The sequence below is a fragment of the Paenibacillus sp. HGH0039 genome (assembly GCF_000411255.1).
Classification (GTDB): Bacteria; Bacillota; Bacilli; order Paenibacillales; family NBRC-103111; genus Paenibacillus_F.
The window spans coordinates 756,501-782,676 of record NZ_KE150413.1; the positions used below are offsets into that span (position 1 = coordinate 756,501).

Annotated in this window: 25 protein-coding genes; 17 read left to right on the forward strand and 8 right to left on the reverse strand. The window is 57.2% G+C overall.

From position 1 onward, the window contains the following. Window positions 1-41 precede the first annotated feature (41 nt). Window positions 42-950 (forward strand): Gfo/Idh/MocA family protein, encoded by a 909-nt coding sequence (locus tag HMPREF1207_RS17745; RefSeq protein WP_009677190.1) that lies wholly within the window; start codon window positions 42-44, stop codon window positions 948-950. Window positions 951-1,238: 288 nt separating this feature from the next. On the opposite strand, the gene HMPREF1207_RS17750 is transcribed toward HMPREF1207_RS17745, so the two are convergent. The 4 genes from HMPREF1207_RS17750 to HMPREF1207_RS17765 all read right to left on the reverse strand — a co-directional run bounded on the left by HMPREF1207_RS17750 (window position 1,239) and on the right by HMPREF1207_RS17765 (window position 3,915). Further along, a complete protein-coding gene (locus tag HMPREF1207_RS17750) occupies window positions 1,239-1,883 on the reverse strand; it encodes a YcnI family copper-binding membrane protein (RefSeq protein ID WP_009675148.1) in 645 nt (214 codons plus the stop codon). A 93-nt stretch (window positions 1,884-1,976) separates the two neighbouring features. After that, on the reverse strand, window positions 1,977-2,645 hold the full coding sequence (locus HMPREF1207_RS17755; RefSeq protein WP_009675149.1) for a response regulator: 669 nt from the start codon (window positions 2,643-2,645) through the stop codon (window positions 1,977-1,979). After that, the gene (locus tag HMPREF1207_RS17760) at window positions 2,608-3,444 is read right to left on the reverse strand and encodes a sensor histidine kinase (protein ID WP_009675146.1); all 837 of its coding nucleotides are present in this window, start codon (window positions 3,442-3,444) and stop codon (window positions 2,608-2,610) included. Before HMPREF1207_RS17760 ends, HMPREF1207_RS17755 begins: the two co-directional genes overlap by 38 nt. 225 nt (window positions 3,445-3,669) lie before the next feature. Further along, on the reverse strand, window positions 3,670-3,915 hold the full coding sequence (locus HMPREF1207_RS17765; protein ID WP_009675156.1) for a hypothetical protein: 246 nt from the start codon (window positions 3,913-3,915) through the stop codon (window positions 3,670-3,672). A 230-nt stretch (window positions 3,916-4,145) separates the two neighbouring features. Here HMPREF1207_RS17765 and HMPREF1207_RS17770 point away from each other — a divergent pair, with 230 nt between their 5' ends. Together HMPREF1207_RS17770 and HMPREF1207_RS29340 are read left to right on the forward strand one after the other, a co-directional pair. After that, window positions 4,146-5,486: a hypothetical protein gene (locus HMPREF1207_RS17770; protein ID WP_009675155.1), complete on the forward strand. Its 1,341-nt coding sequence runs from the start codon at window positions 4,146-4,148 to the stop codon at window positions 5,484-5,486. 107 nt (window positions 5,487-5,593) lie between these two features. Then, window positions 5,594-5,746, forward strand: a complete 153-nt coding sequence (locus HMPREF1207_RS29340; protein WP_009675147.1) for a hypothetical protein — start codon at window positions 5,594-5,596, stop codon at window positions 5,744-5,746. Here the strand turns inward: HMPREF1207_RS29340 and HMPREF1207_RS17775 are convergent. Then, entirely contained in the window at window positions 5,743-6,336 is a 594-nt protein-coding gene (locus HMPREF1207_RS17775; RefSeq protein ID WP_009675150.1) for a TVP38/TMEM64 family protein, read from the reverse strand. The genes HMPREF1207_RS29340 and HMPREF1207_RS17775 overlap by 4 nt on opposite strands. A gap of 243 nt (window positions 6,337-6,579) precedes the next feature. Between HMPREF1207_RS17775 and HMPREF1207_RS17780 the strand changes: the two genes are divergently transcribed. The 7 genes from HMPREF1207_RS17780 to HMPREF1207_RS17810 all read left to right on the forward strand — a co-directional run bounded on the left by HMPREF1207_RS17780 (window position 6,580) and on the right by HMPREF1207_RS17810 (window position 13,329). Next, window positions 6,580-7,161, forward strand: a complete 582-nt coding sequence (locus HMPREF1207_RS17780) for a type II toxin-antitoxin system PemK/MazF family toxin (protein ID WP_009675151.1) — start codon at window positions 6,580-6,582, stop codon at window positions 7,159-7,161. Between the two features lie 215 nt (window positions 7,162-7,376). Then, the gene (pxpB, locus tag HMPREF1207_RS17785; RefSeq protein WP_009675152.1) at window positions 7,377-8,198 is read left to right on the forward strand and encodes a 5-oxoprolinase subunit PxpB; all 822 of its coding nucleotides are present in this window, start codon (window positions 7,377-7,379) and stop codon (window positions 8,196-8,198) included. Next, window positions 8,195-9,211, forward strand: a complete 1,017-nt coding sequence (locus HMPREF1207_RS17790) for a biotin-dependent carboxyltransferase family protein (RefSeq protein WP_009675154.1) — start codon at window positions 8,195-8,197, stop codon at window positions 9,209-9,211. The genes pxpB and HMPREF1207_RS17790 overlap by 4 nt, the downstream gene beginning before the upstream one ends. A gap of 3 nt (window positions 9,212-9,214) precedes the next feature. Next, entirely contained in the window at window positions 9,215-9,982 is a 768-nt protein-coding gene (locus tag HMPREF1207_RS17795; RefSeq protein WP_009675157.1) for a LamB/YcsF family protein, read from the forward strand. 701 nt (window positions 9,983-10,683) lie between these two features. Continuing rightward, complete coding sequence (locus HMPREF1207_RS17800) at window positions 10,684-10,980, forward strand: CD3324 family protein (protein ID WP_009676152.1); 297 nt, start codon at window positions 10,684-10,686, stop codon at window positions 10,978-10,980. 193 nt (window positions 10,981-11,173) lie between these two features. Beyond that, the gene (locus HMPREF1207_RS17805; protein ID WP_036740184.1) at window positions 11,174-11,557 is read left to right on the forward strand and encodes a response regulator; all 384 of its coding nucleotides are present in this window, start codon (window positions 11,174-11,176) and stop codon (window positions 11,555-11,557) included. Between the two features lie 38 nt (window positions 11,558-11,595). Next, window positions 11,596-13,329 (forward strand): diguanylate cyclase, encoded by a 1,734-nt coding sequence (locus tag HMPREF1207_RS17810; RefSeq protein WP_009676215.1) that lies wholly within the window; start codon window positions 11,596-11,598, stop codon window positions 13,327-13,329. 127 nt (window positions 13,330-13,456) lie between these two features. Here the strand turns inward: HMPREF1207_RS17810 and HMPREF1207_RS17815 are convergent, their stop codons facing one another. Continuing rightward, the gene (locus HMPREF1207_RS17815; RefSeq protein WP_009676097.1) at window positions 13,457-14,332 is read right to left on the reverse strand and encodes a PhzF family phenazine biosynthesis protein; all 876 of its coding nucleotides are present in this window, start codon (window positions 14,330-14,332) and stop codon (window positions 13,457-13,459) included. Window positions 14,333-14,563: 231 nt separating this feature from the next. On the opposite strand from HMPREF1207_RS17815, the gene HMPREF1207_RS17820 reads away from it, so the two are divergent. Both HMPREF1207_RS17820 and HMPREF1207_RS17825 read left to right on the forward strand, forming a co-directional pair. Then, complete coding sequence (locus HMPREF1207_RS17820; RefSeq protein WP_009676206.1) at window positions 14,564-14,971, forward strand: DUF2203 domain-containing protein; 408 nt, start codon at window positions 14,564-14,566, stop codon at window positions 14,969-14,971. A gap of 50 nt (window positions 14,972-15,021) precedes the next feature. Continuing rightward, window positions 15,022-16,674 carry a copper resistance CopC/CopD family protein gene (locus HMPREF1207_RS17825; protein ID WP_009676098.1) on the forward strand — a complete coding sequence of 551 codons (1,653 nt, stop codon included), beginning with the start codon at window positions 15,022-15,024 and terminating at the stop codon, window positions 16,672-16,674. A gap of 253 nt (window positions 16,675-16,927) precedes the next feature. On the opposite strand, the gene HMPREF1207_RS17830 is transcribed toward HMPREF1207_RS17825, so the two are convergent. Both HMPREF1207_RS17830 and HMPREF1207_RS17835 read right to left on the reverse strand, forming a co-directional pair. Beyond that, window positions 16,928-18,121: a DUF418 domain-containing protein gene (locus tag HMPREF1207_RS17830; protein WP_009676222.1), complete on the reverse strand. Its 1,194-nt coding sequence runs from the start codon at window positions 18,119-18,121 to the stop codon at window positions 16,928-16,930. Window positions 18,122-18,424: 303 nt separating this feature from the next. Then, window positions 18,425-19,213 carry a lipid II flippase Amj family protein gene (locus HMPREF1207_RS17835; protein ID WP_036740467.1) on the reverse strand — a complete coding sequence of 263 codons (789 nt, stop codon included), beginning with the start codon at window positions 19,211-19,213 and terminating at the stop codon, window positions 18,425-18,427. A gap of 380 nt (window positions 19,214-19,593) precedes the next feature. Here HMPREF1207_RS17835 and HMPREF1207_RS17845 point away from each other — a divergent pair, with 380 nt between their 5' ends. The 5 genes from HMPREF1207_RS17845 to HMPREF1207_RS17865 all read left to right on the forward strand — a co-directional run bounded on the left by HMPREF1207_RS17845 (window position 19,594) and on the right by HMPREF1207_RS17865 (window position 26,035). Continuing rightward, complete coding sequence (locus tag HMPREF1207_RS17845; protein ID WP_009676175.1) at window positions 19,594-20,574, forward strand: ABC transporter substrate-binding protein; 981 nt, start codon at window positions 19,594-19,596, stop codon at window positions 20,572-20,574. Window positions 20,575-20,766: 192 nt separating this feature from the next. Continuing rightward, a complete protein-coding gene (locus HMPREF1207_RS17850; protein ID WP_009676061.1) occupies window positions 20,767-21,459 on the forward strand; it encodes a response regulator transcription factor in 693 nt (230 codons plus the stop codon). Window positions 21,460-21,495: 36 nt separating this feature from the next. Next, window positions 21,496-22,608, forward strand: a complete 1,113-nt coding sequence (locus HMPREF1207_RS17855; RefSeq protein ID WP_009676141.1) for a sensor histidine kinase — start codon at window positions 21,496-21,498, stop codon at window positions 22,606-22,608. Between the two features lie 158 nt (window positions 22,609-22,766). Beyond that, window positions 22,767-23,990 (forward strand): ArnT family glycosyltransferase, encoded by a 1,224-nt coding sequence (locus tag HMPREF1207_RS17860; protein WP_009676056.1) that lies wholly within the window; start codon window positions 22,767-22,769, stop codon window positions 23,988-23,990. Between the two features lie 86 nt (window positions 23,991-24,076). Next, on the forward strand, window positions 24,077-26,035 hold the full coding sequence (locus tag HMPREF1207_RS17865) for an FAD-dependent oxidoreductase (RefSeq protein ID WP_009676203.1): 1,959 nt from the start codon (window positions 24,077-24,079) through the stop codon (window positions 26,033-26,035). Window positions 26,036-26,176: the final 141 nt, after the last annotated feature.

A 26,176-nucleotide genomic window follows, 5' to 3' on the forward strand; every position in this document is an offset into this window, starting at 1 on the left:
GGGCTTACATAAGCCGGGAAAGCTGAACGGGGGCGTTAAGGGTGCAGCAACCAAGTTTACGAATCGGCATGATCGGATTGGACACATCCCATGCCGTCGAATTTACGAAACTGCTCAACGACCCGGGGCATCCCTGGCATGTGCCGGGCGGCCGGGTTGTGATCGCCTATCCGGGCGGATCGGAAGATTTCGAGCTGAGCCGTTCACGCGTGGGAGGGTTCACCGAGAAACTCCGCGGCGAATACGGCGTGGAAATCGCCGATTCTCCCGCGGCCGTTGCGGCGGCATGCGACGCCATCCTGCTTGAATCGGCGGACGGCCGGGTACACGCCGAACAGTTCCGGCAGATCGCCCCGTACGGCAAGCCGGTGTTCGTCGACAAGCCGCTGGCCGTCAGCTCGCGGGATGCCGGCGAGATCGCCGCTCTGGCCGTACGGCACGGCGTTCCGCTCCTGAGCAGCTCGTCCCTCCGTTTCGCCGAAGGCTTAACGGAAGCGCTTGGCGGCTCGGAGAAGGGAGCGGTCACCGGAGCCGACTGCTTCGGCCCGCTGGCGCTGGAGCCGACGCAGCCCGGCCTGTTCTGGTACGGCATCCACATGGTGGAGATGCTGTACGCCGCGCTTGGCCCGGGCTGCGTGCACGTCACGGCGGCAGCCGGGGAGTCGCACGAGGTGGTCGTCGGCGTCTGGGCCGACGGCCGCATCGGGACCGTGCGCGGCAGCCGCCAGGGCAGTCCCGCGTTCGGCGCGGTGGTGCACCGCGAAGGGGGGAGCCGCGCGGTCGATATCTCCGCGGACGCGAAGCCCTTCTACGCGAGCCTGCTTGAGCGCGTCATGGAGCTGTTCCGCGGCGGCGAGCCGGCGGTCGGCATACGGGAGACGCTCGAAGTGATCCGCTTCATCGAAGCGGCGAACGAGAGCCGTGAGACGGGCCGGCGGGTGCGTCTTTAGGCGGCGGCTTGGTTCGCCTCGTGCGGTGCCCCGCCGTTCCCCGTAGCGCCCAGGGCCGCTTCGCGCCGTCTCCAGCGTCTCGGAGCGTCTCGCCTCGCCTCAGGCCGCTCGCGCTGTATCGCATCGCATACGCATCGCCTCAGGCGCACAAAAAGACCTGAACCGCCGTAAAGAGCGGTTCAGGTCTTTTCAAGTGAACAAAAAAAAGCTGCGGAATCGTCATTCCCGCAGCTTTTTTTTGTTTCCGTCCCGCCGTTCTAGCAGGAGGGAAACGGAACATAACTTTGCTTAGGCGCGTTTTCTGAACAGGCTGAGCAGCAGGGAAGCCGCGCTCAGTACTACAGCGGCAATCGACAGATACAGCGGCGTATTGCTCGCGGAAGCGCCTGCCTGCTGGGCGGGTGCCGCAGTGGCACTGCCCGGCGCCGTGCTTGTATGGCCGTGGCTGTCCGTGCCTGCGCCGGTCGGTTTAGCGGCAACCTTCGTTACGGAAGCGGGCTTGTCCGAGCCTTCGGCGCCGGTCCACTCCACTACGCTGCCGTCCTGGTAAGTCTGATAAGCCTTCCAGACGATGGAAGTGGCGTTGTCGGCCACTTTGCCTTGCATGTTGAATTCGCCGAATTCGGTTTTGGTCAGGCCGCCGTTCTCCGCGGTCCAGGTCACACCCGTGATTTTATCCGCTCCGTCTTTGGCAATTTCGTATTTCCAGCCCGGTTTCGGCTCGAAACGCGAGATGGATACGGCGTCTACCGGGAATTTCACTTCGATTTTGGTAGTCGGCACATCTTTTTCCGTCGGTACGCGAACTGTAAATTTCTGATAGGAACCCGCCGTCGCTTCGGCAGGATTAACGGTAACGTGGGCGCTGGCCACGCCGGCAAAGAGCATCAAACCGGCTACAACGGCGGCCGCTTGTATTTTAAGCTTGTTCATGAGTAACTCCCTTTCTCTCGCAATCTTGTAGTACTTCTACTGTACCCAAAGCGGGTGGGAGAAAGTATGACTCAACTGGGCTATTTTTGCCCCCTAGTTATGATCTTTTCGTGACATACCGTGTTTCACGGCATAGGCGGTAAGCTGGACGCGGTTATCCATGCCGAGTTTTTCGAAAATATTTTTCATATGGTTTTTAACGGTGTTTTCCGAAATGAGCAGCTTTTCCGCGATTTGCCGGTTGTTGTATCCTTCGGCGACATAGAGGACGATTTCATGTTCGCGGGCCGTAAGCTGAGGCAGAGGCTGACCGGAGGCGGCCGGTGTTCCCGATTGACGGAAGCGCCGCATAAGCCGGTCCGCCATCTGGCGGGCCACCTGGGAATTGTCGTCGAGCAGGGCGTGCAGGTAGTTGAGCCACTCGTCGGGGTCCATATTTTTGAGCAGATAGCCTTGTGCTCCGAACTGGACGGCCGTGAACAGATCGGCTACATCGTCCGACACCGTCAGGATTACGATGCGGATGTGAGGGTAGCGCTGTTTGATTTGGCGGGTCGCCTCCAGGCCGTTCACGGGGCTCATATGGATATCCATGAGCACCACATCCGGCTGCAGGTTGCCGCAGAGGGCGATCGCTTCCTCGCCGTTGTAGGCTTCGCCGACGACGGTGAATGAAGAATCGTCTTCCAGCAAGCTCTGGATTGCCTGGCGGGCAAGGGGATGATCATCCGCGATGAGAACGCGATAGCAGGTCTCTGACATAGGGTTTCCTCCTTGATGAAGTGACGGACAGCTCCGTACCGTTTTCGGGCGAAGACTGAAGTTCCCACGAGGCTCCGAGCTCGGCGGCCCGCTTGCGCATCATGGTCAGGCCGTAGCGGTGCCGCTGGGATTCGTCCTCTGCGAATCCGACTCCGTTGTCGGCGATTTTGAGCGACCATTCCGGGCCGCTCGTTTCCAGGTCGATGGAAGCCTGGGTCGCGCGGGAATGCTTGCGGATATTGGTGAAAGCTTCCTGGATGATGGCGAAAATCTGCACTTCTTCGGCAGCTGTGAGAACTTTGTCGGTCGCCCGCAGATTTTGGACGGTTTCAATGCCGGTCAGCACTTCCCAGTCCTGCAGCCACTTGCCGATGCGCAGGGTGAAGGAGGTCCCTTCCTCGGGCAGGGTCCGGAGATTGAAAATCGCCTGACGGAGATGATGGTCGATTTCGGAGACGGCGGCTTTGGCTTCCTCGGTCTTCCCCTGCTTCAGCTTCACGTTGATAAAAAACAGCGTCTGGGCGAGATTGTCGTGCAGCTCCCGGGCCAGCCGTTCGCGTTCTTCATAGACGGCGCGTTTGGACGTTTCGCGGGCCAGCCGGTTATTGGTACGCTCGATACTGCGGAACATCCAGGTGGCGAAGACATAGGAGACGAGGAGAGTGAGGAACGTAATGTACCAGTTTCCGGTTTCCATGGACATATAGCTCAGCATGAATTCATGCCGGATAAACTCGAATCCTCCGATAAACAGGGCAGGGGTCAAAGCGGCCAGCCATTTGAGGGTTTTAAGCGACATAACAGCCCGTCCTTTGCATAGATTAATGATTCTTGTCTTAACGGATGTACCCAATATACCGTAACGCGTCCGGAGCAACAAGGCGAGAGAAATTTTCCTCTTCGCAGACCGCGACTTTTTGGAGAAACTTTCGTCTAATGGATTTAGTGTCCTATTTCGGACGAAAAAAAGCCTTCGGGCATAGCAAAACCGGCCCCTCGGGTCAAAGGGCCGGCTGCGGGTCACTCAATAGAGCATTTCCCGTAAGGAAGCTCCTTTATTAATCGATTGAGCGGGCAGGTCCGCATAACAGAACGGATCGCCCTCTTCCTCCACAACTTCAATCATGAGAATGTGTTCGATCGGCAGAAGGACGTTATCCATCTTAATCAGACCAAACTGTTCGTAGTGATTGGAAATGACACCGGTAATGGTATCTTTGCCGCAGCTGACTTTAACTTTCTGCTTCTGGTATATGAGTATATCAAACATAAATAAACTCACCTCTCTATTAAGATATGACAAGTCCTCTGTGATATTCGTCACACCTTTTTTAAAAAAGAAAGAACATTAAATTTATTTAAAGACAATTTAAAGATTTGTCTTTAAATAAAGTCATTCTTTAGAATAGAGTAAGAATGTAAACGCCTACAACACGCGGATTGCCGAGGTATGTGCTTATCGCAGCGGAAATCCGGCCAGGGACAAGGAGGATGTGCAGCTTGGAAATAAAACGACCCCCCAGCCGGGACGAAATCGTGATCGGACTGATCGGTCCGGAAGAACTTCTCGATAAAGCGGAGGAGACGATCAAAGCTTTTCCTTCTTTTCATCCATTGTCTTTAAAATGGGAAGGGGAGCCGCACCGGCTTCCGGACGTTCAGCGTCTCGGCGAGCAGGCCGAGGTGCTGCTTTTTACGGACCCGGACACATTCCGCCTCGCTAAGCAGAGCGTTGCGTTCCGGATTCCGGCGCATTATGTGCCGCTGACGGGCACGGGCTTATACCGTGCGCTCTATCTGGCCGGTCATACCGGCTCCCCCGGGAAACTGACCGTAGACGGACTGACGGAGCCTGTCGTAGCCAAGGCGCTGAGGGAACTCGGGGAGAACGGCATGGACGTGGTCTGTTACGGCGGACAGAGCGACGGCAGCTTGCAGGAGCTGGTTGACTTCCACCGGGCAGGGGCATCAAGGGACACAGTCGCCCTAACGGGAATGAAGGCGGTTGCGGAGGCTCTGACGAAGGAAGGACTGCGCAGCGAATGGATCGCCCCGACCGAGCACGATATGACGATTTCGCTGCAGCGCGCGCTGCTCTCCACGGAGACGCGCCGGAGCAAAGAGGGCCAGATCGTCATCGGGTTCATCAACATCGACGGATTCGAACGGCTGGCCGCCAGGTCGGGCTCCGAGCACGAAGTGCAGCGGATGAAGCTGGACCTTCACCGGATCGTGCTGGACTACGTCGAACATCTCGACGGGTATCTGAACACGCTCGGCGGGGACGAGTTTCTGTTCATGACGACGAGAGGGATATTCGAGCGGGAGACGGGCGGCTACAAATCGATCCCGCTGGCCAAAGATTTGTCGCTCATGCACGACCTCACGCTGAGCATCGGCATCGGCTTCGGCCGTTCCGCCAACGAAGCGGGTACGCATGCCCGCCTTGCCCTGCGGCGCTCCAAAGATGCGGGCGGCAACATCACGTTCATCGTGCGCGAGGACCGCAGTGTCATCGGTCCGCTGGAGATGACGGAGCCGAACCGCTTTGACCTGTCCCTGCTCGATGCCGAGCTGATCAAGGAAGCGGGGAGGGCGGGAATGACGCCCGCTTACCTGAGCCGGCTGGTCGCGTACGTAACCCGCTTCGGGAAGCTGGATTACACGGCGCAGGAGCTTGCGGGCGTCCTCGACGTGACGGTGCGCAGCACCCACCGCTTCCTGCTGGCTTGGCAGGATGCCGGGCTTGTCGACGTTATCGGCGAAGAACGCGGCGTTTCCAAAGGACGCCCCAAGCAAATATTCCGTTTGGCCTTTCTGGAGGAGAGAATCCGTTCGTGACGGTGACCGGTGACCGGAGGTCCTGCCGGACGCTCGCGGATTGCGTGGAACGGACCGTTCCTTCACGGCAGCGGGAATAAAGACCGGGCAGGCGGAGCAAACTGTCAATGATTTACTCCATGCCCGCCCGCTTCCAAGCCTTGATGCTTTTTTTTGAAGCCGTGCCCGAACAGCACGGTTTACAAATAAAAAAGCCCCTCGACAAGGAGCTTCAAAGCAGCACTGCGGAACGGGTCTCTTCCTGGCGGAGGGTTTTTTAAGCCCGATGCATGCGGGTCTCGAATTTTTTGCCGAGCAGCCAAAGCAGGCCGATCACGACCAGGACGATGAGGAACTTCCAGGGCTGGCGGATAAAAGACATGATGTCGTACCCGACGAACGCCATGGTAAACACCATAACCGCCTTTCCGGCTACGATAGCCGGCAGAAAAATCATTTTCTCGACCCGGGACAGAGCCGCCGCCACCACAACCAGCGAAGAAGGCGTGAACGGGAAGCAGCTCAGCAGGAAGATCGTGCCGAACCCGTGGTTATGAATCCAATTCATCCCGTTGCGCAATTTGGGCGAGCGGGTCAGCTTTTGCATAAACGCCGTATTGGACAGTCTGCGGAACAGCAGGAACAGGCAGGTCGCGCCCAGACTCGTGCCGAGCCAGGAGTACAGGAAGCCGAAGCCGAGCCCGTAGGACGCGGCGTTTCCCATGACAATCACGAACAGCGGAAGAACGGGAATGAAAGCTTCGATAAACGTCAGCAAAATACCGGGCAATGGACCGAGAGAATTATAATGAGACAAAAGCTGCGCAATATTTTCTTCGGTCAGCACATTTTTTATAGATTCCCAAGTCACGGCGTTTCAGGAGCTCCTTTTTCGGGTAGTGAAAGATCAACTGGACTGTTTTAATGTTTCGTAAAAAAGGGTTTGTACATTAGTATAACGAATGAAATCCGGAATGGTTTCTCGGGCAGAGGCGGCATCCGTGTCCGGCAGATTCATCCGTTACCCAGTTTACCTTAAAACAGAATATTTCTTACACAGCACGAAAGGGGAATTTTGTTCATGGCAAACCGCAATCACAACGGAGGTGGCCCTTTGAAAACGGATCTTACCCGCATTCAGGATTACTTGGAGTGGCTTAAAACGAAAATCTATCTGGACTCCCTGTCCGACAAAGCGAAAACGCGTGCCCTGCGCCGCGGAGAAGTCTACAAATGCAATTTGGGAAAAGGCATCGGAAGCGAAGAAGAGAAAGAGCGTCCGTGCATCATTTTACAAAACGACGTCGGCAATAAACATTCCGGGAACACGATCATCGCGCCTATTACGCATACCGCGGGCATTCCGAGCGTATCCGTAGAACTCAAGGGAAACTATACGTATTTGGAAGCGGGCAAAGAAAAGCAGCTTACCGGTTACGTACTGCTGGCCAATATTATGACTGTCAGCAAGTCGCGCATTACGGGGAGCTGCCTGGCGAACATCCGCGGAGAGATGGACGAGATCGAAGAAAAAGTGATGGTCTCTCTGGGCATGTTCAAAAAATATAAAGATCTTCTCGACAAAAAAGAGAGGGACAAAGCGTTTATCAAACGCCTGCTGCAGGAAAATTACGCGCTCAAAGAGAAGCTGGATTTGTATGAGCGTCCGGACAGCGCCTCGGAAATACATGGTTGACAAAGCTTATTTGGTGTGGTTTAATTGTTTTAGCGACTTACAAATATGTTTGATCGGTTGATCGAATCGTATCCCAAAGGTCCATTACAATTCAAATATAAGGAGTCCGTTGATTCCTTCGTCTTTCGAAAAAAGATCTCCCGCCAGAGGTCTTTTTTTCATGTCTACTAAATAATACACGGCAGGGGATATTTTGAAACGGGGAGACGCAAAAAGTGGAGCCTAAATGCAGTTCTGCAATCGTTTTCGAGCCGCTTGGAGACCAGGCCGTCGTGCTTCGTCTGGGTGAAAGCATATCCGAGGAAGTACACCGGCGTGTTCTGGAGGCGGCGGAGACGATCAGCCGCAGCCCGTTTCCGGGACTGGTCGAGATCGTACCTACATATACGACAGTCACGGTCTGGTACTCCGTCGTAGAAGCGGCGGTGGCCGCCGGCAGGCATTTCTCTGCTTCGGAGCTGGAAGAAACCGAGGCCATGCTGGCAGGCGGGGAGCCTGTCGTTTACACCTGGGTTCGCCGGCATCTGGAGCGTGTTCTAGAAACCGGTGCCGCGGAGCATTCGGTTCTTCCAGCTTCTCCGTCGCGGGAAATATTTATTCCGGTATGTTATGGAGGCTCCTTCGGTCCGGATTTGGAAGATGCCGCACGTATTCTCGGGATGAGCCCGGAAGAAGTTGTGAGGCTGCACAGCGGAGGCGTATACCGGGTCTATATGATCGGCTTTGTACCCGGATTTCCTTATTTGGGAGGACTTCCTTCTTCTCTGGCTCTTGCGCGGAGATCTAATCCCAGGGTTGCCATTCCGGCCGGATCGGTGGGAATCGGAGGCAGCCAGACCGGGATCTATCCTCTGCCTTCGCCGGGAGGCTGGCATATTATCGGCCGTACGCCGCTTGATCTGCTGCGGACGCGCGAAAATCCTCCGGTGCTGCTGCAGGCGGGGGACACGGTCCGCTTCGTGCCTGTAGACGAAGAGGATTACGAGCGGCTCTGCCGCGCAGAAACGGAGATGGCTAAGGAGGGGAACCGCCGATGAGCCTGCTTGTCGAAAATCCGGGGTTGTACACGACCGTGCAGGATACGGGGCGCTTCGGCTTCCGCCGCTTCGGATTTGTCTCCGGAGGGGCAATGGACGTCCTGTCGATGCAGGCGGCCAATATCCTCACGGGCAATCCCCGGCATGCGGCCGTTCTGGAATGGACGCTGCAGGGTCCGCGGCTGCTGCTGCGTCAAGACACGCTGGCCGCATGGTGCGGCCCGGAGTTTGCGGTATACGCCGGAGGGACACCCGTTCCCGGCTGGCGCCCCGTATATATCCGGGCGGGGACGACGCTCACGCTCGGAAGCGGACGCAACGGATGCCGGGGCTATCTTGCCCTCGCGGGCGGCGTCGACGTTCCGCTTGCGCTCGGCAGCCGGAGCACGTACACCCGCGCCGGGCTGGGCGGGTTGGAAGGACGGCCGCTTCAGGCGGGCGACGAGCTGCTGCCGGGCAGGCCGTCACCGGCCGCCGAGCGGATGATGGCAGAGCTCCGGCTTCAGGCTTCCGCTGAAGACATCGATGTCCGGGCGACCGCGTGGGAGGCCTCCTGGGCCGTCAGACCTGGCGGGACGGCGGGGAACCCCGCGGTGCTTCGTGTCGTCCGCGGCAGTGAGACCGGCCGGTTCAAGGGAGGTCTGGACGCCTTGACCGCGAGTGTTTACCGCGTGCAGCCCCAATCGGACCGCATGGGCTGCCGGCTGCAAGGCTCCGCCCTGGAACTGTCCGTTCCGGGCGAACTCGTATCGGAGAGCACGGCGCCCGGGACGATCCAGGTTCCGCCGGACGGACAGCCGATCGTGCTGGCCGCCGACAGCCAGACGACAGGCGGGTATCCGCGAATCGGGCATGTCATCAGCGCGGATCTGCCGGTTCTGGGCCAGCTTGCTCCCGGGGCGTCCGTGCGTTTCGCGGAAGTGACGCTGCATGAGGCGCAGGCGGAGCTGATGCGCCAGGAAATGAACCTGAGGCTGCTCCAGACCGGAGTACGCGCAAGGATGGGGAGATAAGGCATGGTATCGATCGATTTGAACTGCGATATGGGCGAAAGCTACGGCGCTTACCGGTTCGGCCGGGACGAGGAGCTGCTGGAGAGCATTTCATCGGCGAATATCGCCTGCGGGTTCCACGCCGGAGATCCCGGCGTCATGCGCCGGACAGTGGCGCTCTGCCTGGAGAAAGGCGTCGCCGTAGGCGCGCATCCCGGGCTGCCCGACCTGGCCGGCTTCGGCCGCCGGGAGATGGCAGTCGGCGCCGAAGAAGTCTATGAGCTGACTTTGTATCAGCTCGGAGCCCTTCAAGCCTTCGTACAGGCCGAAGGCGGCAATCTCCGCCATGTGAAGCCCCATGGCGCTCTGTACCACATGGCGACCGCACGCGGCGATCTGGCCGATGCGGTCGCCCGGGCGGCGCTGCGCGTCAGCGGCGGCGCTCTCGTGCTGCTCGGACCGCCGGGCAGCGAGCTGCTCCGCGCCGGGAAGGCGCACGGGCTGCGCACGGCGGCGGAGGCGTTCGCCGACCGGACGTACCGGCCGGACGGCACCCTGACGCCCCGGACGGAGCCGGGAGCGCTGCTGAGCGATCCGGCGCAGGCGGCCGCGCAGGTGCTGCGCCTCGTGCGCGACGGCGCCGTGACCGGCGCGCGCGGCGAGACCGTGCCGCTGACCGCGGAGACGGTCTGCGTGCACGGGGACGGCCCGCACGCGGCCGTCATCGCCCGCTCGGTCCGGGCGGCGCTGGACGAGGCGGGCGTTGCGGTCCGCCCGCCTTGGAGCGCGTGAGGGGCCTCGCGCGGGCTGGGGCGGTGTGGCGCCGCAGGACGGCCGGCCATCGGAGCCGGGTGCACAGCCCGCGGTACGGCGCGTTCACGTCCTGCTTCAGGTGACGCAGGACGGCTGACGGCGAGAGCCGAATCCGGCCTGGATCTGCGGAGCTGCTCCGGTTTTCAGGAATATCTGGAAAGAACGACTATAACGAATCTCCCCCTTGAGAACGGGCCCGCAAATATGCGTTAATAGAGATGCAGCCGGCCGGCTCCACTCTATCAGGAAAGGAGTGATTCGGAACAATGAACACGACAATGGAGGTGGCTTCTGCGTAAGCGGAAGCCCGTGTCGAACCGGGGGCGGCAGCGCCCCCGGTTTTTATTTTCCTGAAGATTATGTGAAATGTGCGTGACAAAAACAGGCCGACTCCATATAATTGGAAATAGTAAACCCAAAAAAATTAGGTGAAAGGAGATGGTTTCCATGAAATTTGTTCAAACAGTAAGAGTGAAAGTCACCGTAGAGGTGCTCATTTTCTAACTGCTATCATCATGGAAGTACCGTTCACCTGTTTGTATATACATACAAGCTGCGGCACGATACCTATCGTGTATATCTTTCCTTATGAATGATAGCAGGTGCGGAAGATGAAGACCCTCTACGTTTGACGATGCGGTACGGATCATACACGACCAATTCGAGGAGGTTTTCATCCGATGAGTTACAAGAACGGCAAGGATATTCTTCCGGCCAGCTTGCTTAAAGAGCTGCAGAATTACATTCAGGGAGAGATCATTTACGTTCCGAAGAAAGAGAAGAAACGCGCAGGCTGGGGAGAAAATAACGGAACCCGCCTCATCATAGAACGGCGCAACCGCGAAATATTCCGGTTATACCAAAACGGTTCAACCGTGCTGGAGCTGATTCAGACGTTTCATCTATCGGAAGACAGCATACGCAAGATCATTGGAAAAACACGCGAGCGGCTCAAAGAAGCTGCCGCGACACCATAAAACGGCGACCTCTTAGGCCGCCGTTTTTCTATGTCTTCCGGCAGTCTCCCCCAGAGGCTGGAAATTTTTTTACCCGGATCGGGCTCGTGTGCTATCATAGATAAAAAGTTGCGGTGGATAGTTTATGGAAGGATTTCGGAAATATTAATCGAACCCTATCGGTGTAGAGACAGACCGCAGACGAACAGGAGGAATGGAGTTGAATCCATACCGCATTTTGCTCGCAGACGACGAAGCCGCACTCCGATTTTTGTTGACCGAGACGCTTTCGGACGAAGGATACGCCATCACGGAGGTTATGGACGGTAAAGAAGCGGTTGCCGAGCTTGTTAGAGAGCGTTACGATCTGGTTATTCTGGATTATATGATGCCGGAGAAAACCGGGGTCGAGGTGTGCGAATGGCTGCGTTCGGAAGGCGGGATCAACCGCGAAGTGCCCGTTATCCTGCTGACCGCCAAGGCTCTGGACAAGGATCGCGAGAAAGCGACTGCGGCCGGTGTCAGCACTTATATTGTCAAACCGTTTAGCCCTCTTCAGCTGGTCGATACCGTGGAGGCTCTTATAGGCGGCGCATGACAGCGATTACGCGATTACGAACGGAGTGAATCTCAACCATGAATCAACCGAGCTCCCGGGGGCATGGCGCAGATGCCGAGGGAAGAGACGAACGGCTGCTGAAGCAGGGGCGCAGGCTGTTCATTAAGGAATTGGCCCATCAAGTCGCACAGATGGACGACCTGCTGGTGATCATAGCTTCCTCGCCCGAGGTGAAGGATCTTCAGGATATGTACCGGATCGTTCACATGTTGAAAGGGAGCGCCCCCATGTTCCAGTTCGGGAGGATCGGCAAAATCGCCGAGGAACTCGTCCGCGTGTGGGAATGGACGCAGTCCCTTCATCCATCTGCGGCGTTAACGGCGGATTTCACCCCTCTGGTCAATGAAAGCGTCACGCATACGAGCGAATATATCCGTCATCTGCTGATGGAACACGATGTTTCGGTGATCGAGCTCGAGGTGGACGAACAGAAGGAAAACGGGATCGTACACACAATGGGCGGCAAAAGGCGCTTGTTGATCATAGACGATGACGATGTGCTGCGCACGTATCTGGTACGGCGGCTCGAACTGGACGGCTACAAAGTGGACGAAGCGAGCGACGTCCCGTCCGCCAAGCTGCTTTTGCGGCAGCAGGCCTACGATTTGATTACGCTGGATCTTATGATGTACCCGCAGTCGGGTTATGAACTTTTCGATTTTCTCAAGGAAGATCCGACTTTGAAATGGGTGCCTCTGATCGTGTTGTCCGGCCGTGACGATTTAAGTGATAAAGTTCGCTGTTTTCATCTGGGCGCGGATGATTACGTGACGAAGCCTTTTCAATATGAAGAGCTGGCCGCACGCATTTACGGGATTGTGAAAAGAACCAAAAATTTCGAAGAGCTGGCCTTCCGCGATCCCTTAACGGCGGTGTTCAACCGGAGGTACTTCGATCACCAGATTCAGCTGGAACTGGAGAGGGTGCAGCGCTATCCGTCCGCCATCTCGCTCGCCTTTATCGATATCGATAATTTCAAACGGATCAACGACCGGCACGGTCACCATACGGGAGATCTGGTTCTTCAAGGTCTCGCGCATTTGCTGCAGACCCGGATGCGCTCGACGGACCTTGTTTTCCGCTTCGGAGGAGAAGAGTTTGTCGTGGTCATGCCGGGGACGGGAGCGGAAGCGGCGGCGGAATCGCTGCGCGCTCTGCTTGAGGTGGCGCACCTTCAGCCGATCGTGTCCGACGAGGGGGAGGACTACTGGATTACGTTCTCCGCGGGCGTGTCGGCCTGGCACCCGGATCTGTCCATAGACGAGTGGATTCTGAGGGCCGACCAGGCGATGTACCGGGCGAAGCAGGACGGCAAAGACCGGATCTATATCGAGGAGGAGACGGAAGCCGCTCCGGCCGGTTCCGAGGGAAGCCTCCGGCATCGTCCCAAGCTGCTCGTCGTGGACGACGATAAGATTTTGCGCGCCATTGTGGTCTCGGGTCTTCAGCACCTGCCTCTTGATATCGAAGAGGCGGCGGACGGAGAAGCCGCCTACGAGCGTATCCGCGAAGGCGGCATAGATTTGTGCATTTTGGACGGCATTATGCCCAAAATGAGCGGAATCGAGCTGCTGGAACGTCTTAACACCGAGCCTCCCGTGACGGGAACCATGTGCAAGGTGATCATGCTTTCCGGTCGGAAAAAAGAAGAAAGCATGGACACGCTTCAAAAGCTCGGCGTTCACGAGTACATGACCAAGCCGTTCTCGATGGTCGAGCTGGAAATGAACGTGAAGCGGCTTCTGGATTAAGAGGCGTGCGTCCGCTTCATCCAATTAAAAAACCATTTCAGCCTGGGGCAGGCCGGAAATGGTTTTTTTTAATGGAAGGTAAGCCGGGGACCGAATTGCCCGGTCGGACATCGGCAGCAAGAGCGCTTTACACGAGCTGCCCCTGCGCCGTAAAAAATACGCGTCCGCCGACATGGATGGCGAATCGGCCGTTCATTTCGCTTGCCCGCAGATATAGCAGCGACGGTCGGCCGATCTCATAGCCCTGCTCGACAGCCGTTTCGACGGACGGGCCGCCGAAATAGCGGTAGCGCGCCAGGTAAGCGGCCAGGCAGCCGTTAGCGCTGCCCGTAGCCGGATCTTCCGGCACTCCGAGTTCGTCCACGAACACGCGGGCGTTGATCCCGTTCGCGGTATCGTAAGTCTCCGGGCAGAACGGCATAACGGGGACGGCGGCCTCGGCAGGCAGCGCCGCCGCCGCTTCGGACCGGTAAACCGCGCTGCGCACCGAGGCGAGGGTTTTCACGGGAATGAGGAGGAAAGGGATGCCGGTCGATACCACTTGAGCGGGGTAGCGTTCGTCGATTTCCTCCGTTTCCAGTCCGATTACCGCTGCGGCGGCGGAAGCGGAAATAGGGCTTCCGAAAGAAGGCTGAAGCTGCTCCATCCAGAGCACGCCGTCGCTGCCGAAGGTGACCGGAATGTTTCCGGCGGGAACTTTCAGGGTAATTTCCTGTGCATCGGGACTGTAAAGGTGACGGATGATCCAGGCGGTCCCCAGACAAGGGTGACCGGCGAACGGCAGCTCGCTGTTCGGCGTAAAGATACGGACCCGGTAGCTCCCGTCCGCATCCGGTTCCGGCTGGAGGAACGTAGTCTCCGAATAATTCATTTCGCGGGCAATGCTCTGCATATCCGGGTTGGGCAGCGGCTCGGGACAAATGACGACGGCGAGAGGATTTCCCGCATATTTCTTTTCGGCGAATACATCGACGATATAAAAATCCTGCTTGGACAAGCTCATGGGGGCACCGCCTTTTTTTTCGGAAAATAGGATTTGAAATGATTTTAATGAAATTTTTTGTGAAAGTACAGCACAGAAACAGAAGCAGGACTTCTCCCTTCTTTCATGGAATTGTCATCTGAGCTTTCTTTCTCCGCCTTTTTCATCGCGTATACTGGAGGAGGCCGACCGCTCAAGACATTCGATTCGAGGAACCTGTTTCTGGTACACTGATCTTAGGGGGTGGAGTAAATGGCCAAAAGGTATTTTACGGTAGAGGAAGCCAACGGCCTGCTGCCTGCGGTACAGGATCAGATCTCCGGTCTCAAAGAAATCAAGAAGAAGTTTGAGGACAAGTATGCGGAGCTGCGTGAAAAAAGACAGGCGGTCCGCAGGCTGGGCGGAAAAGAAGCATACGATCCGCTCTTCGAGCTGGAATGCGATCTTGAATTTCTGCAGATCGAAGCCCGCGGAATGATTCAGCACTTTTATCATCAAGGTATCGAGCTAAAGGACATTGATTCCGGCCTTGTGGATTTTCCGTCCATTCTGGGCGGCGAAGAAGTCCTCCTCTGCTGGCGCAGCGGAGAGGAACGCATCGGTTATTATCATAGCCGGCAGGACGGGTACACAGGCCGCAAACCGCTCCCCGGGGATTAAAGGTCCGGGAAGCGTGACTTACAAAGACACTGGAGGCGGATGGACTGAACATGAAAGGAAAGGTAGTGAAGACGGCACGGCGGGCCCTTTTTACGGCCGGTCTGCTGTGCCTGCTCGTCATCCTGGGAGGATTGTTTCCCCGGGAGGCGTTTGCGCATGCAATTCTGACCGGGACCGACCCCGCTCCGAACAGTACGCTGGCGCAGGCGCCGGAACAGATCCAACTGACCTTTAACGAGCCGCTGGAAGAAGGCGTCTACTATATACGTGTTCTTGACCAGTCGGGCGCGAAGGTTACGGACAATGCGGCGACGATGACGAAAGACCGGACGGGGATCGTTTTGCAGCTGCCGAAGTTGGACGACGGGCTGTACGTGGTGTCCTACCACGTCATCTCGGGTGACGGTCACCCGGTGGGCGGGAGTTATCCGCTCACGGTCGGCAATGCGGCGCCCGCCGCGCAGAACGGGAACACGGGCGGCACGACCGCCGGACACAACCATAATCTCGGCAGCTCGGGCGTAGACGGGCTGATCCAGTATGCGGCGCGCGGTCTGTGGTACGCGGCGATGCTCGCGCTGACCGGCTGGCTTCTCTGGAGGCGCTCGGAATTCGGCCGCAAGCTGCCGCAGGAAGTTTCCGCGAAATGGACGCTGAATCTGCAGCGGTTTTACTTGGTTGCTTTGCTTTTTGTCATTCTTACACATGTGGAGGCTCTCCTCGGCGACGGAGGACTTTCCCAGCTCGGCAGTCTGCTGACGGGTACGGGAATCGGTATTTCCTGGCTCGCAGCGCTTGGCTTGTCTCTGTCGGGCTTCGTCCTGCTCGGACGAGCCGCCTGGCTGGACTATGCCTGGGCGGCCGCGCTGCTGGCGGTTAAAGCCCTGTCCGGGCATGCGGTAACGTTCCCGCCCGTCTCGGCGAGCGTAGCCGCCGATTTTATCCATCTGGGAGCGGCGGCTGTCTGGGTAGGCGGCTTGACGGCGGCAGCCGCGGTGTACCGGAACAGAAGGGAGGAGTTTACCTCCTTCCTGGGCCGCTTCTCAGGAGCGGCGCTAGGGTCGATTATCGCGCTTACCGTGAGCGGCGTCGTGCTGACGCTGTTATTCCTGCCCAGTCTGGATATGATCATTTATACCCAGTGGGGTATTCTTATGCTCGTTAAGGTCGGCGTCGTCGTGCTTGTCGTAGGGACGGCCGCCTTCTTGCGCTATACGATGAAGAACAAGCGGGACAAGGCGACAGCGAAGCTCTACAAGGTGGATTTCAGCTTTATGCTGATTATCCTTGCGGTGGTCGGCGTCCTCACTTACTTGTCTCCGGCTCCCCCGAATGAGCCGCTGAACTGGCACGAGATGGGCAAAAGCGTGCATATGACGGCCGAAGTGTCTCCGAAAGCACCGGGCACCAACACGTTCAAGGTGACGGTCTGGGTGCTGGATACGATGGGACCGCCCAAGCATGTGCAGATGAACGCCCAGTACGAGCCTAAGGAAGAAGAGGAGGCCACGCTGGCTCCCATCCAGATTCCGCTGGAGCTTCAGGAGAATCAGGAAGAAAACTGGCTGGAGGGGTACAACATGTACACCTATTACACCCAGGGACCTTACCTGCCGCTTCCCGGCAAGTGTACGCTGGAAGTCCGGATTATGGACTCCAACGACGACGAGGCGGTTTACAAGAAAGAATTCAGGCTTTATTAGCTAGCGAAAACAGCCCCTCATGCTTGCCTGCATAAGGGGCTGTTTTTTTTGTGCGGCCGCGGAGTTCCGGGAAGAGTGGGCCGGAGCGGGAACGCGTGACCGGGCGGGAATATCGGCGGGATGATGAAGGCTGCACGCCGTTGACGTCCTAAAACGCTCCGGCCGTGTGTGGTTTCCGTTGGACCGGACCGGGGCCCGCAAAATTTAGCCGCAAGCGCCGCAGTACGGCCCCCTCGAGATTCCGAAGATTTATTTACCGGCTTTGCCCGCGTCCCGGCGACAGGCGGCCGTAGGTCCATTTTCTCCAGAGCCACTCGGCGGGCCCGTAGCGGAATCTTTTCAGCCAGAATGCCGAAAAGGCGATCTGCAGCGGGTACACGACGAGGCAGAGCAGGGTGCCCTGCCACAGACTGACTTGACCGTATAAGCGGAAGCCGAGAAACAGAACGACGCAGAGGACCGTCTGCGACAAGTAATTGGTCAGCGCCATCCGGCCGTAAGGCTGGAGAAACCGGAGCCGCCGCTGCCAGACCGGATTTTCGAGAAGCAGGGCAAGGCCGGCGATGTAGACAAACGCCAGCGTGAACCCGCTTGTGTAGACGAGGAAGAACGTCACGAGGCTGAGATCGGTTTCCGCCCCGATCGCGTAAATGGCCGCGATGGCCGCCAAAAGCGGGAGGCTGAGCGCAAGATACCGGCTGCGGATCTTGCGCCACCGCTCCCGGTGGGCGCTTACGTCATGAAGCAGGCCGCTTCTTCCCGCCGCCAGTCCCAGCAAGAACATGCCCAGGACGACGGGCAGCATGGAGAGCTGGCTGGACAGCGAGTCCCACACTTCGCTGCGCCAGTGCCACGCCAGCCAGTCGGGCCAGGAGAGCGTCCGGAACGCGTGAAGGCTTGCGGCGGCTTCGGCTTCCGTGTATAAGGGGCCTCCCAGGGAGGGATCGATCCCTCCCCTCGCGTAGGCGACCAGCGCGATGATCAGGGCGGGCAGGCCGAGAATCAGCAGCAGGTAGCCGAGCACAAGGAGGAGGCCCCACTTGCGGACGGTTTCCGTCTTCATCCGGTAAAAAACGGGAAGCAGGAAGCCTGTGATGGCGTAAAGAGTCAGAATATCTCCTCTCCAGAAGAGCGCCAAATGCAGGAAGCCGATCAGCAGCAGCACGAGCAGGCGCCTGCGGAACAGGCCGGGCCCGTATCCCTTCTGTTCGGCTCGCGACATGAAGATATAGAAGCCCAGCCCGAACAAGAAGGAAAAAATCAGGTAAAATTTTCCCTGGACGAACAAATCGAACAGCAGCCGGAGCCACCTGTCCGCGCCGTGGTAGACCGCAAATTCGCTTCCGCTGAAGGTCGGCATATTGACCAGGAAAATACCGAGCAGAGCAAAGCCGCGGATGATATCGAGCGCGATGATGCGTTCAGTCCCTGCGGAGGGGCCGATCATAGGAGTAACACCGTCCCGTCATAGCCCTGAAAGGCGATTTTTTCCTCATCATACGTGAAAGAGCCCCCGGTAGCAAATCGGGGGCTTGCAGACGGAAGAGAGGCGATACGGGCAAGCCCCGAAGCTCTTATCGGAAGCCGTTACGGTCCGGGCGACGGTCGGTCCGGTCTGTCCGGTTGCGCTGTCGGCGGGCGGGTTCGTTCTCCCGCACACAGCGCGCTTCCGACACGGCTGACAGCTTGCCTGGCCGTCCGTTTCCGGCAGTCGGTATTCAGTTCCGCGGCCGCGCACCCGGTCTCCCGCTCAGAACAGTGTGAGCGCCCACAGAATGAACGAGGTGGCGGGGACGAGCAGCACCTGGGCCAGAATCGTTCCGGCGAGACGGGACAGCATGAGGAGGCCGAACATTTTGTTTACGGCCTCCTGGCTGGCTTTGCCGTGCATGGCTCGGTCCGTCAGCAGCCCGACTTTCGGGTCGATCAGCAGCGTCATAATAATGGTGGCGATGCCGTTGATGAGGGCGGAGGACATGGTGGCCTGCGACTTGTTGTCCGGGCTGAAGGCCGACGCGTACAGGGCCGCCAGGACGCCGACCGTGTAGATGGCCGTGACGACGACATTGAGCAGCACGAGGCGTTTGGGCACCCCGCCGATCCGCAGGCGGGAGAGCATCTGCAGGCGGGGCGGGCGCAGGTGCTTGCGGGCCTGCTTGATGCCGTGCACGTTGGCCGTGGCCTTCAGCAGGGACGGAATGGAGCCCGTGACTTCGAAATGGGCGATCATCCGCGCCGACAAGGAGACGAGCGTCGGAAACAGCACGATCGCTACTGCCGTTCCGACCGATGCCGACATCAGGACGAAGCGGAACGGGGCCAGCGCCAGATGGGGGTCGGTTTGTCCGGCCTTATCGGCAATGCCGGAGATCATCAGGCCCTGCACCATGTTCGAAGTCCGGGAGATCAGGACGATCATACCCGCCAGCGAAAGGGCGACAGCCAGTTTGGCGGTCCGGATTCCGGCCAGACGGAAGGCGTAGGCGGACGTTTCGGCCGCGTGAATAATCAGGGTGAACAGACAGGCGAGGAGAAGCATGGTCAAGAGATATCGACTCTCCTTTTGAAGGAATGGAATCGCGCCCCCGTCGGGTCCGGTTCTTGAGGGACTCGTACCTTGGCAAGGGTCATAGGAAGGACGGCACGATATGCCGCGCGGCATTGCCGCTCCGTCCGTTTTTTTGTGCGTTATTGCCGGCGTGTTCATTTTGCCGTCCGGTCTTTCTAGTGGAATTATACAAGGAACCTTTCCTATAAGCGAGAGAACCCGGCAGGCAGAGGAAGATTTTTACATGGGGAAACGAATCGTTTTGGCGGAAAAACGAGAGGTTTCAGGTTGACAACCTCACTGTAAAAAGGTATCATTCCTTGTGAATGATAATCATTATCACCAAGAACGGACAGGGGAGAATACAACGAATGAAATCAGCAGCACGCAAATCTTACGTACTATGTCTGATCGTCCTTGCGATGGCGCTTGCTCTGGCAGGCTGCGGCAAAGGCAACCAGGCTTCGGATGGGGGAGCGGCATCGCCCGCACCCGGAGATACAGCGAAACAAACGATCAAGGTTAAACATGCCATGGGCGAGACCGAAGTGCCGGCTGCGCCGAAACGCGTCGTCATTCTGACGAATGAAGGAACGGAAGCCTTGCTGGCTCTGGGCATCAAGCCGGTCGGAGCGGTTAAATCGTTCACCGGTAACCCTTGGTACGATCACATCAAGGCTGATATGGATGGCGTAACCGTCGTGGGCGACGAGCATCAGCCGAACATGGAAGCGATCATCAGCCTGAAACCGGATCTGATCATCGGCAACAAAATGCGCCAGGAGAAGGTTTACGCCCAGCTCAGCGCGATTGCGCCGACCGTATTCTCCGAAACGCTGCGCGGCGAGTGGAAGAACAACTTCAGCCTCTATGCCGAGGCGGTGAACAAAAAAGCGGACGGCGAGAAATTGATCGCCGACTTCGACAAGCGCATTGAAGACTTCAAATCCAAAGCGGGCGACAAGCTGAAAGAGAAAGTTTCCGTCGTGCGTTTTATGGCCGGCAAAACCCGCATCTATCTCGACGATACGTTTACCGGCATTATTTTCAAACAGATCGGCATTGCCCGTACGCCTGTAAAAGCCAAGGATACGTTCGTGGAGGAAATTACGAAAGAGCGCGTGCCGGAAGTGGATTCCGACCGTCTGTTCTACTTCACGTATGAAACGGGCGACGGCAACGGTACGAAGCAGGAAGAAGCGATTACTAAGGATCCGCTCTGGCAGAACCTGAACGTGGTGAAGAACGGCAAGGCCCAGAAGGTGAACGACGTAACCTGGAACACGGCAGGCGGCGTTAAAGCGGCTAATCTGCTTCTCGACGATTTGTACAAGTTCTACGACATCAAGTAAACATAACTGGCGAAGCTCCGGCGGCGCCAAGCGAAAACTCCGTCCTTCGGGCGGGGTTTTTTACTATGTTACGGGCGCTTATCTTAAAATAGTTTAAGGAATCCCACAAAATAGGATATGGTATCATTAAGGACAAAGACAGAAAACGGGCGGTTATTCAAGCAAACCGTTAGCCGTGTTGGAGGTGCAGATATGTACGGGGGAACGATTCTACTTGTCGACGACGAGACCGAAATCACCAATCTTCTGGAGATTTACTTGAAAAATGAAGGCTACCGGCTGTTGAAAGCATCCGACGGCGCCGAGGCTCTCGAGCTTTTGAATGAAAACGAAGTCGATCTGATCATTCTGGACGTCATGATGCCCCGGATGGACGGAATCGAGGCGTGCATGAAAATACGGGAAGAAAAGCATATGCCGATCATCATGCTGTCGGCCAAAAGTCAGGAGATCGACAAGATCACGGGGCTGAGCATCGGGGCCGACGATTACGTGATCAAGCCGTTCAGCCCGCTGGAGATGCTGGCACGGGTCAAATCGCAGCTCCGCAGGTACCGGCAGCTCAACAGCCGTCCCGCCAAAAACGAGAATGAAATTCTTATCGAGGACCTGCTCATTAATTTGGGAACCCATAAAGTATATGTGGAGGGCAGCGAGGTCAGACTGACGCCCAGAGAGTTTGCGATTCTTCAGGTGCTGGCCCGCAGCAGAGGGCAGGTGCTGAGCATGGAGCAGATTTACGAAGCCGTATGGGACGAGCCTTTTTTCGAATCGAACAATACCGTCATGGTTCATATCCGCAAAATCCGTGAAAAAATCGAAAAGGACCCAAGCCGTCCGCAAATGATCAAGACGGTCTGGGGAATCGGCTACACCATCGAATAAGTTCGGCTCGGAGGGGCAAGACTGGAGTGAACAAACTTGAAAAACAAATTTATCCACACCGTGCGCTGGCAGTTTATTTTCGTCTTTATTCTCAGCATTGTGTTCGCTGCGGGAACCGTGCTTCTCGCCTACCGGGTAGTCAAATCGATCATCGGCCTCAGCTATTACTCGGGACCCCTCCGCTGGGTCGTTAACAACATCGGCTCTACGCCCGTAATGGTCGTGGTCGGGGGCGGGCTGTTTCTTGTTTATTTTTTTATTTTCAGCCGCAAGATTATCGGGTATTTGGAAGAGATCACACAGGGCGTGCAGGAAATCGCGAAAGGCAATCTCGACTATGAAATCGTGGCCCGTTCTACCGACGAGCTGGGCGAGGTTGCGGAAACGATCAACGTGATGACCCGGAAGCTGAAAAAGTCCATCGAAGAGGAAAGAAAAGCGGAACGGACGAAAAACGAGCTGATCACGGGCGTTTCGCACGATCTCCGTACCCCTCTGACGTCGATTTTGGGCTATCTGGAACTGATTGAGACGGATCGGTACAAGGATGAAGTCGAACTCCGGTATTATACGCGCATCGCTTTTGAGAAAACGAAAAATTTGAACAAGCTCATTGACTACTTGTTCGAATACACGTCGCTGCCCGGCGAAGGCATCGAGCTTGAAATGAAGAAAGTGAACATCTACGGCTTTCTGAAGCAGTTGGCGGAGGAGTTCGTCCCGATTTTAACGAAAGCGGGCATGACGTGCCGGGTGACTGCGGAGGACGACACGCTTTATATCCGGGCGGACGGCAGGCAGCTGGTTCGGGCCTACGAGAATCTGATCTCCAACGCGATCCGGTACGGCAGCGCAGGCAAGGTTGTCGATATCAAAATCAGCCGCAGCGGGCAAGAGGTTGTCGTGGAGATTGTCAATTACGGAGAGCCCATTCCGGAATCGGACCTGCCGTACATCTTCGAACGGTTTTACCGGGCGGAGAAGTCAAGATCGTCCCGCACGGGCGGAACCGGCCTCGGACTGGCTATCGCCAAGAGCATTATCGAGATGCACGGCGGGGTAATAGCGGCGCGCAGCCACCGGAAGCAGACGGTTTTCGAAACGCGGCTCCCTCTGCAGCCTTCACGACAACCCGGAACAGACAGCTAAGGAAGGCCGATCGTCAGCGGCCTTCTTTTTTTCTATCGGCAGGGAAATCCTTAAGTTTTCTTAAGAATGCTTTAAGCGGGCGGTAAGCGGTCCTAAACCGCGCCTTAAACTCTCTCTTGTATACTAGAAATCACGGGAAGGCCGAAAGGAGCAGAATTATGAACCGTAAAAAACGGGTATGGGCCGCATTGGCGGTAATTTTTCTGCTGGCGGCCTATGTGAGGATCGATTTTCTCCGTTCGGTCGATCACGAGATGCCCCATGACTCGCTGAATTACGATAAGATGGTCAGACAACTGCTGGAGACGGGAGTATACGCCTATAACGGCGAGACCCCGAACGCGCTCGTGACCCCCGGTTATCCGCTTTTTTTAGCGGCGGTATATGAGATGGCGGATTATAAGGAGCACGACCCGCTTCCTTGGGTCCGGTACATACAGGCGCTGCTGAGTCTGGCCGCTTTGGGGTTCGTCTACCGGATTGCGAGGAGGTTTTCCGGCGAACTGACGGCACTCATTGCGCTTCTGATCGCGGCCGTATATCCGCCGTTCGTCTGGGCCAACGGGGCCATTCTGACCGAGGTGCTGGCCATTTTCCTCTTGATGGGATATCTGCTTGCTCAGATCCGGGTTTTCGAAACGCCTTCTTACGGCCGGGCTGCCGCCGCGGGAATCTGGCTCGGCCTGACCGTGCTTGTACGCCCGGAATTTCTGCCGCTGATTGCCGTGGCCTTCGCGTTCCAGTGGCTGCGGGACAAAGAAGCGAGGAAGCGGACGATCCGGCTGTTTGCCTGCTCCGCCGCGGCCGTTGTGCTGCTGCTTGCGCCCTGGTGGATTCGCAATGCCGTCACGCTGCATCAGTGGGTCGCGACGGCGACTCAGGAAAACCCGTTCCGGGCGGGAACGTATCCGTACAATACGTTTAACGACGAGAGCCTGGTGGACCCCGCGGGCAAAACGGAGAAAGAGCTGGCCATAGCCCGGTTGAAAGCCGGTTTTACGACCCAGCCGGGGCTGTTTATTAAGTGGTATACGATCGGAAAAATGCAGTACGTGTACCAGAGCGTCTACCGCGGCGGCGGCCATCAGCCTTATTATCCGGTGATCCCGTTCAACGCGAACCTGCTTCACCGCACACTTGTGCTGTCCGGCGCCATAGCCGTTCTGGCCGCACTGAGGCGCTGGAGGGAGACCGTTACGCTGCTGGCTCTCGCGGTCATCGCGATGAGCCTGATCCGTCTCGGCTTCGTGGCGGATTACCGCTACAACGTCACGATGATGCCCCTGATCATCATTCTGGATTGTGTCCTGGGCTGGCGTGCGGTTATGTGGTGGAAGGGCAGACGGACACAGAAAACCGCCGTTTTGAACCCGATTAAATAACGAAATGAAGCATGAAAAGAATGAAATGAAATTGAAATGAATGAAAATGAAAATGAAAATGAAAATGAAAGTTACGAGGTGCGCCAATGTCCGGTTCTTTTTTTACAGGTAAAAAAGGTTTTTTACTCGTTCTGGTTCTAGTCCTTCTGGCGGGTGCCGGAGGGGGCTGGTATTATTACTCTTCTAAATGGAAGGCCGCTGTCGGGGGGCCGCTTCCGGCCAAGCAGGAATTGACGAAAGTCGCCACGGCCGACAAGCTGCAAGACAGCTATGACGTTATTGTAGTCGGCACGGATCCCGAAGGCGTCAGCGCGGCCGTGTCCGCGTCCCGCAGCGGGCTGAAGACTCTTTTGATCGAACCCCGCAAGCGTACGGTTCTGGGCGGCCTTATGACGGAAGGCTGGTTGAACAGCATCGACATGAACTGGGACAAAACCGTGTCGACTCTGCCCGGCAAAGAGCCTGCGTATTTCAACCAGGGTATTTTCAAAGAATGGTACGAGAAAATCGAAGGTCATTCCTTTGACGTAACGACGGCGGCCAATGCGTTCAACAAGCTCGTTGCCGATGAGAAAAACATAGATGTCTCGATGGACGGGTACAGTGTGGAGCCGGTTCTCAAGCAAGAAGGAGCGGCTCAAAGCGTAACCGGAATCACCGTAACCAAACAGGATGGGACGAAACAGACCATCGGCACCAAAACCGTTATCGACGCGACGCAGGATGCGGATTTCGCCGCGGCTGCGGGAGTGCCTTTTACTATCGGCCGGGAAGATATCGGGGATAAAAAAGCCCGGATGGCCGTTACGGCCGTGTTCCGGCTCAAAAATGTCACGGACGATGTGTGGAGCAAGGTGGCCAAAAGGTTGAACGGCGACAATGATAAGGATACGGGCCTGGACAAAATGTCCGCCTGGGGATACGGCAAAGAGATGGCGGGCTACGTGCCGCTGAACAAGCAGCGCATGAAGATGCGCGGGCTCAATATCGGCAGACAGCTTGACGGTACGGTGCTGATCAATGCGCTGCATATTTTCGATATCGATGGCTTGAACGCGAAATCCCAGCAGGAAGGGCTGGAGATCGCAGCCAAGGAAATTCCGAATGTCGTCAAGTATTTGAAGACGTTCGATGAATTCAAGAACGTGGAGCTGGACAGTATCGCTCCCGAGCTGTATGTGCGTGAAACCCGCCACATGGAGGGGCTGTACAGGCTCAGCGTCGTGGATTTGCTGGAAAACCGCGACCAGTGGGACCGGATCGCCTTCGGATCTTATCCGGCGGATATCCAAAGAACGTCGCCTAACGATAACGGCGCGGTCGTCGTTCATCCGACGAAGTACGCGGTTCCGTTCCGCAGCATCGTGCCGCAGAACGTAGACGGCCTTCTCGTCGTCGGCCGGAGCGCCAGCTACGACACGCTGGCGCACGGCAGCGCCCGCGTCATCCCGGTCGGCATGGCCGAGGGCGAAGCGGCCGGAGCGGCGGCCAAGCTGGCCGCGGAGAAGGGCACGACCTTCCGCGCCATGGCGGAATCCAAATCCCTGATCGCCGAACTACAGAAGCGTCTGAACGATCAGGGGATGGACCTCAAGCCTTACAAGCTGGACGAAGCGACGTTTATGAAGCATAAGGCGTATCCCGGCCTGAAAGCGGCGGTGTCTATGGGCATTGCTTACGGCTCTTATGCCAACGCAGGTTTTAAGGAGCTGGATAATCCGTCGAACGCGCAGCGGATGGTGAACCAGATGAACAGCGTAAGACGGATGTACGCCGCTTCTTTCCAAGGAGATCCTTCCGCCGCCGTGAAAGGGATGGAAGAGCCTGCGAAGAAAACGCTGACTCTGCAGCAGGCGAGCTACACGATCGCGCTGGCCGCGGGGCTGAAGGTTGAAGCCGCGGAGGCGCAGGCCGCGCTGGAAAACGGCGGGCTGCTCAGCAAAGCGACCCTCGGCATCATCGCCAATAAAGAGAAGTTAAGCGACGGCGATGTGTACATGATGCTCAAAGACGCGGTAGAAAAGCAGGCAGGAGTAAAGTTTTAGAAAACCGAAGACTGTACAGGCGGGAATTGAGCGCTATAAAGGCCAGGTGCATTTGAAGTCCAGTCCTGGTTGTCCTGAAGAGCCCCAGTCCCCCTGCGCAAGAGGTGCTTGCTAAGGACAGGCTTGCAGAAAACGAAATGA

What these genes read in the sequence shown, in the direction of transcription:
- HMPREF1207_RS17750 (WP_009675148.1), bottom strand. Translation starts at nt 1,883, where the DNA reads ATGAACAAGCTTAAAATACAAGCGGCCGCCGTTGTAGCCGGTTTGATG.
- HMPREF1207_RS17755 (WP_009675149.1), bottom strand. Translation starts at nt 2,645, where the DNA reads ATGTCAGAGACCTGCTATCGCGTTCTCATCGCGGATGATCATCCCCTT.
- HMPREF1207_RS17760 (WP_009675146.1), bottom strand. Translation starts at nt 3,444, where the DNA reads ATGTCGCTTAAAACCCTCAAATGGCTGGCCGCTTTGACCCCTGCCCTG.
- HMPREF1207_RS17765 (WP_009675156.1), bottom strand. Translation starts at nt 3,915, where the DNA reads ATGTTTGATATACTCATATACCAGAAGCAGAAAGTTAAAGTCAGCTGC.
- HMPREF1207_RS29340 (WP_009675147.1), top strand. Translation starts at nt 5,594, where the DNA reads ATGATTTACTCCATGCCCGCCCGCTTCCAAGCCTTGATGCTTTTTTTT.
- HMPREF1207_RS17790 (WP_009675154.1), top strand. Translation starts at nt 8,195, where the DNA reads ATGAGCCTGCTTGTCGAAAATCCGGGGTTGTACACGACCGTGCAGGAT.
- HMPREF1207_RS17795 (WP_009675157.1), top strand. Translation starts at nt 9,215, where the DNA reads ATGGTATCGATCGATTTGAACTGCGATATGGGCGAAAGCTACGGCGCT.
- HMPREF1207_RS17800 (WP_009676152.1), top strand. Translation starts at nt 10,684, where the DNA reads ATGAGTTACAAGAACGGCAAGGATATTCTTCCGGCCAGCTTGCTTAAA.
- HMPREF1207_RS17805 (WP_036740184.1), top strand. Translation starts at nt 11,174, where the DNA reads ATGGAGTTGAATCCATACCGCATTTTGCTCGCAGACGACGAAGCCGCA.
- HMPREF1207_RS17810 (WP_009676215.1), top strand. Translation starts at nt 11,596, where the DNA reads ATGAATCAACCGAGCTCCCGGGGGCATGGCGCAGATGCCGAGGGAAGA.
- HMPREF1207_RS17815 (WP_009676097.1), bottom strand. Translation starts at nt 14,332, where the DNA reads ATGAGCTTGTCCAAGCAGGATTTTTATATCGTCGATGTATTCGCCGAA.
- HMPREF1207_RS17820 (WP_009676206.1), top strand. Translation starts at nt 14,564, where the DNA reads ATGGCCAAAAGGTATTTTACGGTAGAGGAAGCCAACGGCCTGCTGCCT.
- HMPREF1207_RS17825 (WP_009676098.1), top strand. Translation starts at nt 15,022, where the DNA reads ATGAAAGGAAAGGTAGTGAAGACGGCACGGCGGGCCCTTTTTACGGCC.
- HMPREF1207_RS17830 (WP_009676222.1), bottom strand. Translation starts at nt 18,121, where the DNA reads ATGATCGGCCCCTCCGCAGGGACTGAACGCATCATCGCGCTCGATATC.
- HMPREF1207_RS17835 (WP_036740467.1), bottom strand. Translation starts at nt 19,213, where the DNA reads ATGCTTCTCCTCGCCTGTCTGTTCACCCTGATTATTCACGCGGCCGAA.
- HMPREF1207_RS17845 (WP_009676175.1), top strand. Translation starts at nt 19,594, where the DNA reads ATGAAATCAGCAGCACGCAAATCTTACGTACTATGTCTGATCGTCCTT.
- HMPREF1207_RS17850 (WP_009676061.1), top strand. Translation starts at nt 20,767, where the DNA reads ATGTACGGGGGAACGATTCTACTTGTCGACGACGAGACCGAAATCACC.
- HMPREF1207_RS17860 (WP_009676056.1), top strand. Translation starts at nt 22,767, where the DNA reads ATGAACCGTAAAAAACGGGTATGGGCCGCATTGGCGGTAATTTTTCTG.
- HMPREF1207_RS17865 (WP_009676203.1), top strand. Translation starts at nt 24,077, where the DNA reads ATGTCCGGTTCTTTTTTTACAGGTAAAAAAGGTTTTTTACTCGTTCTG.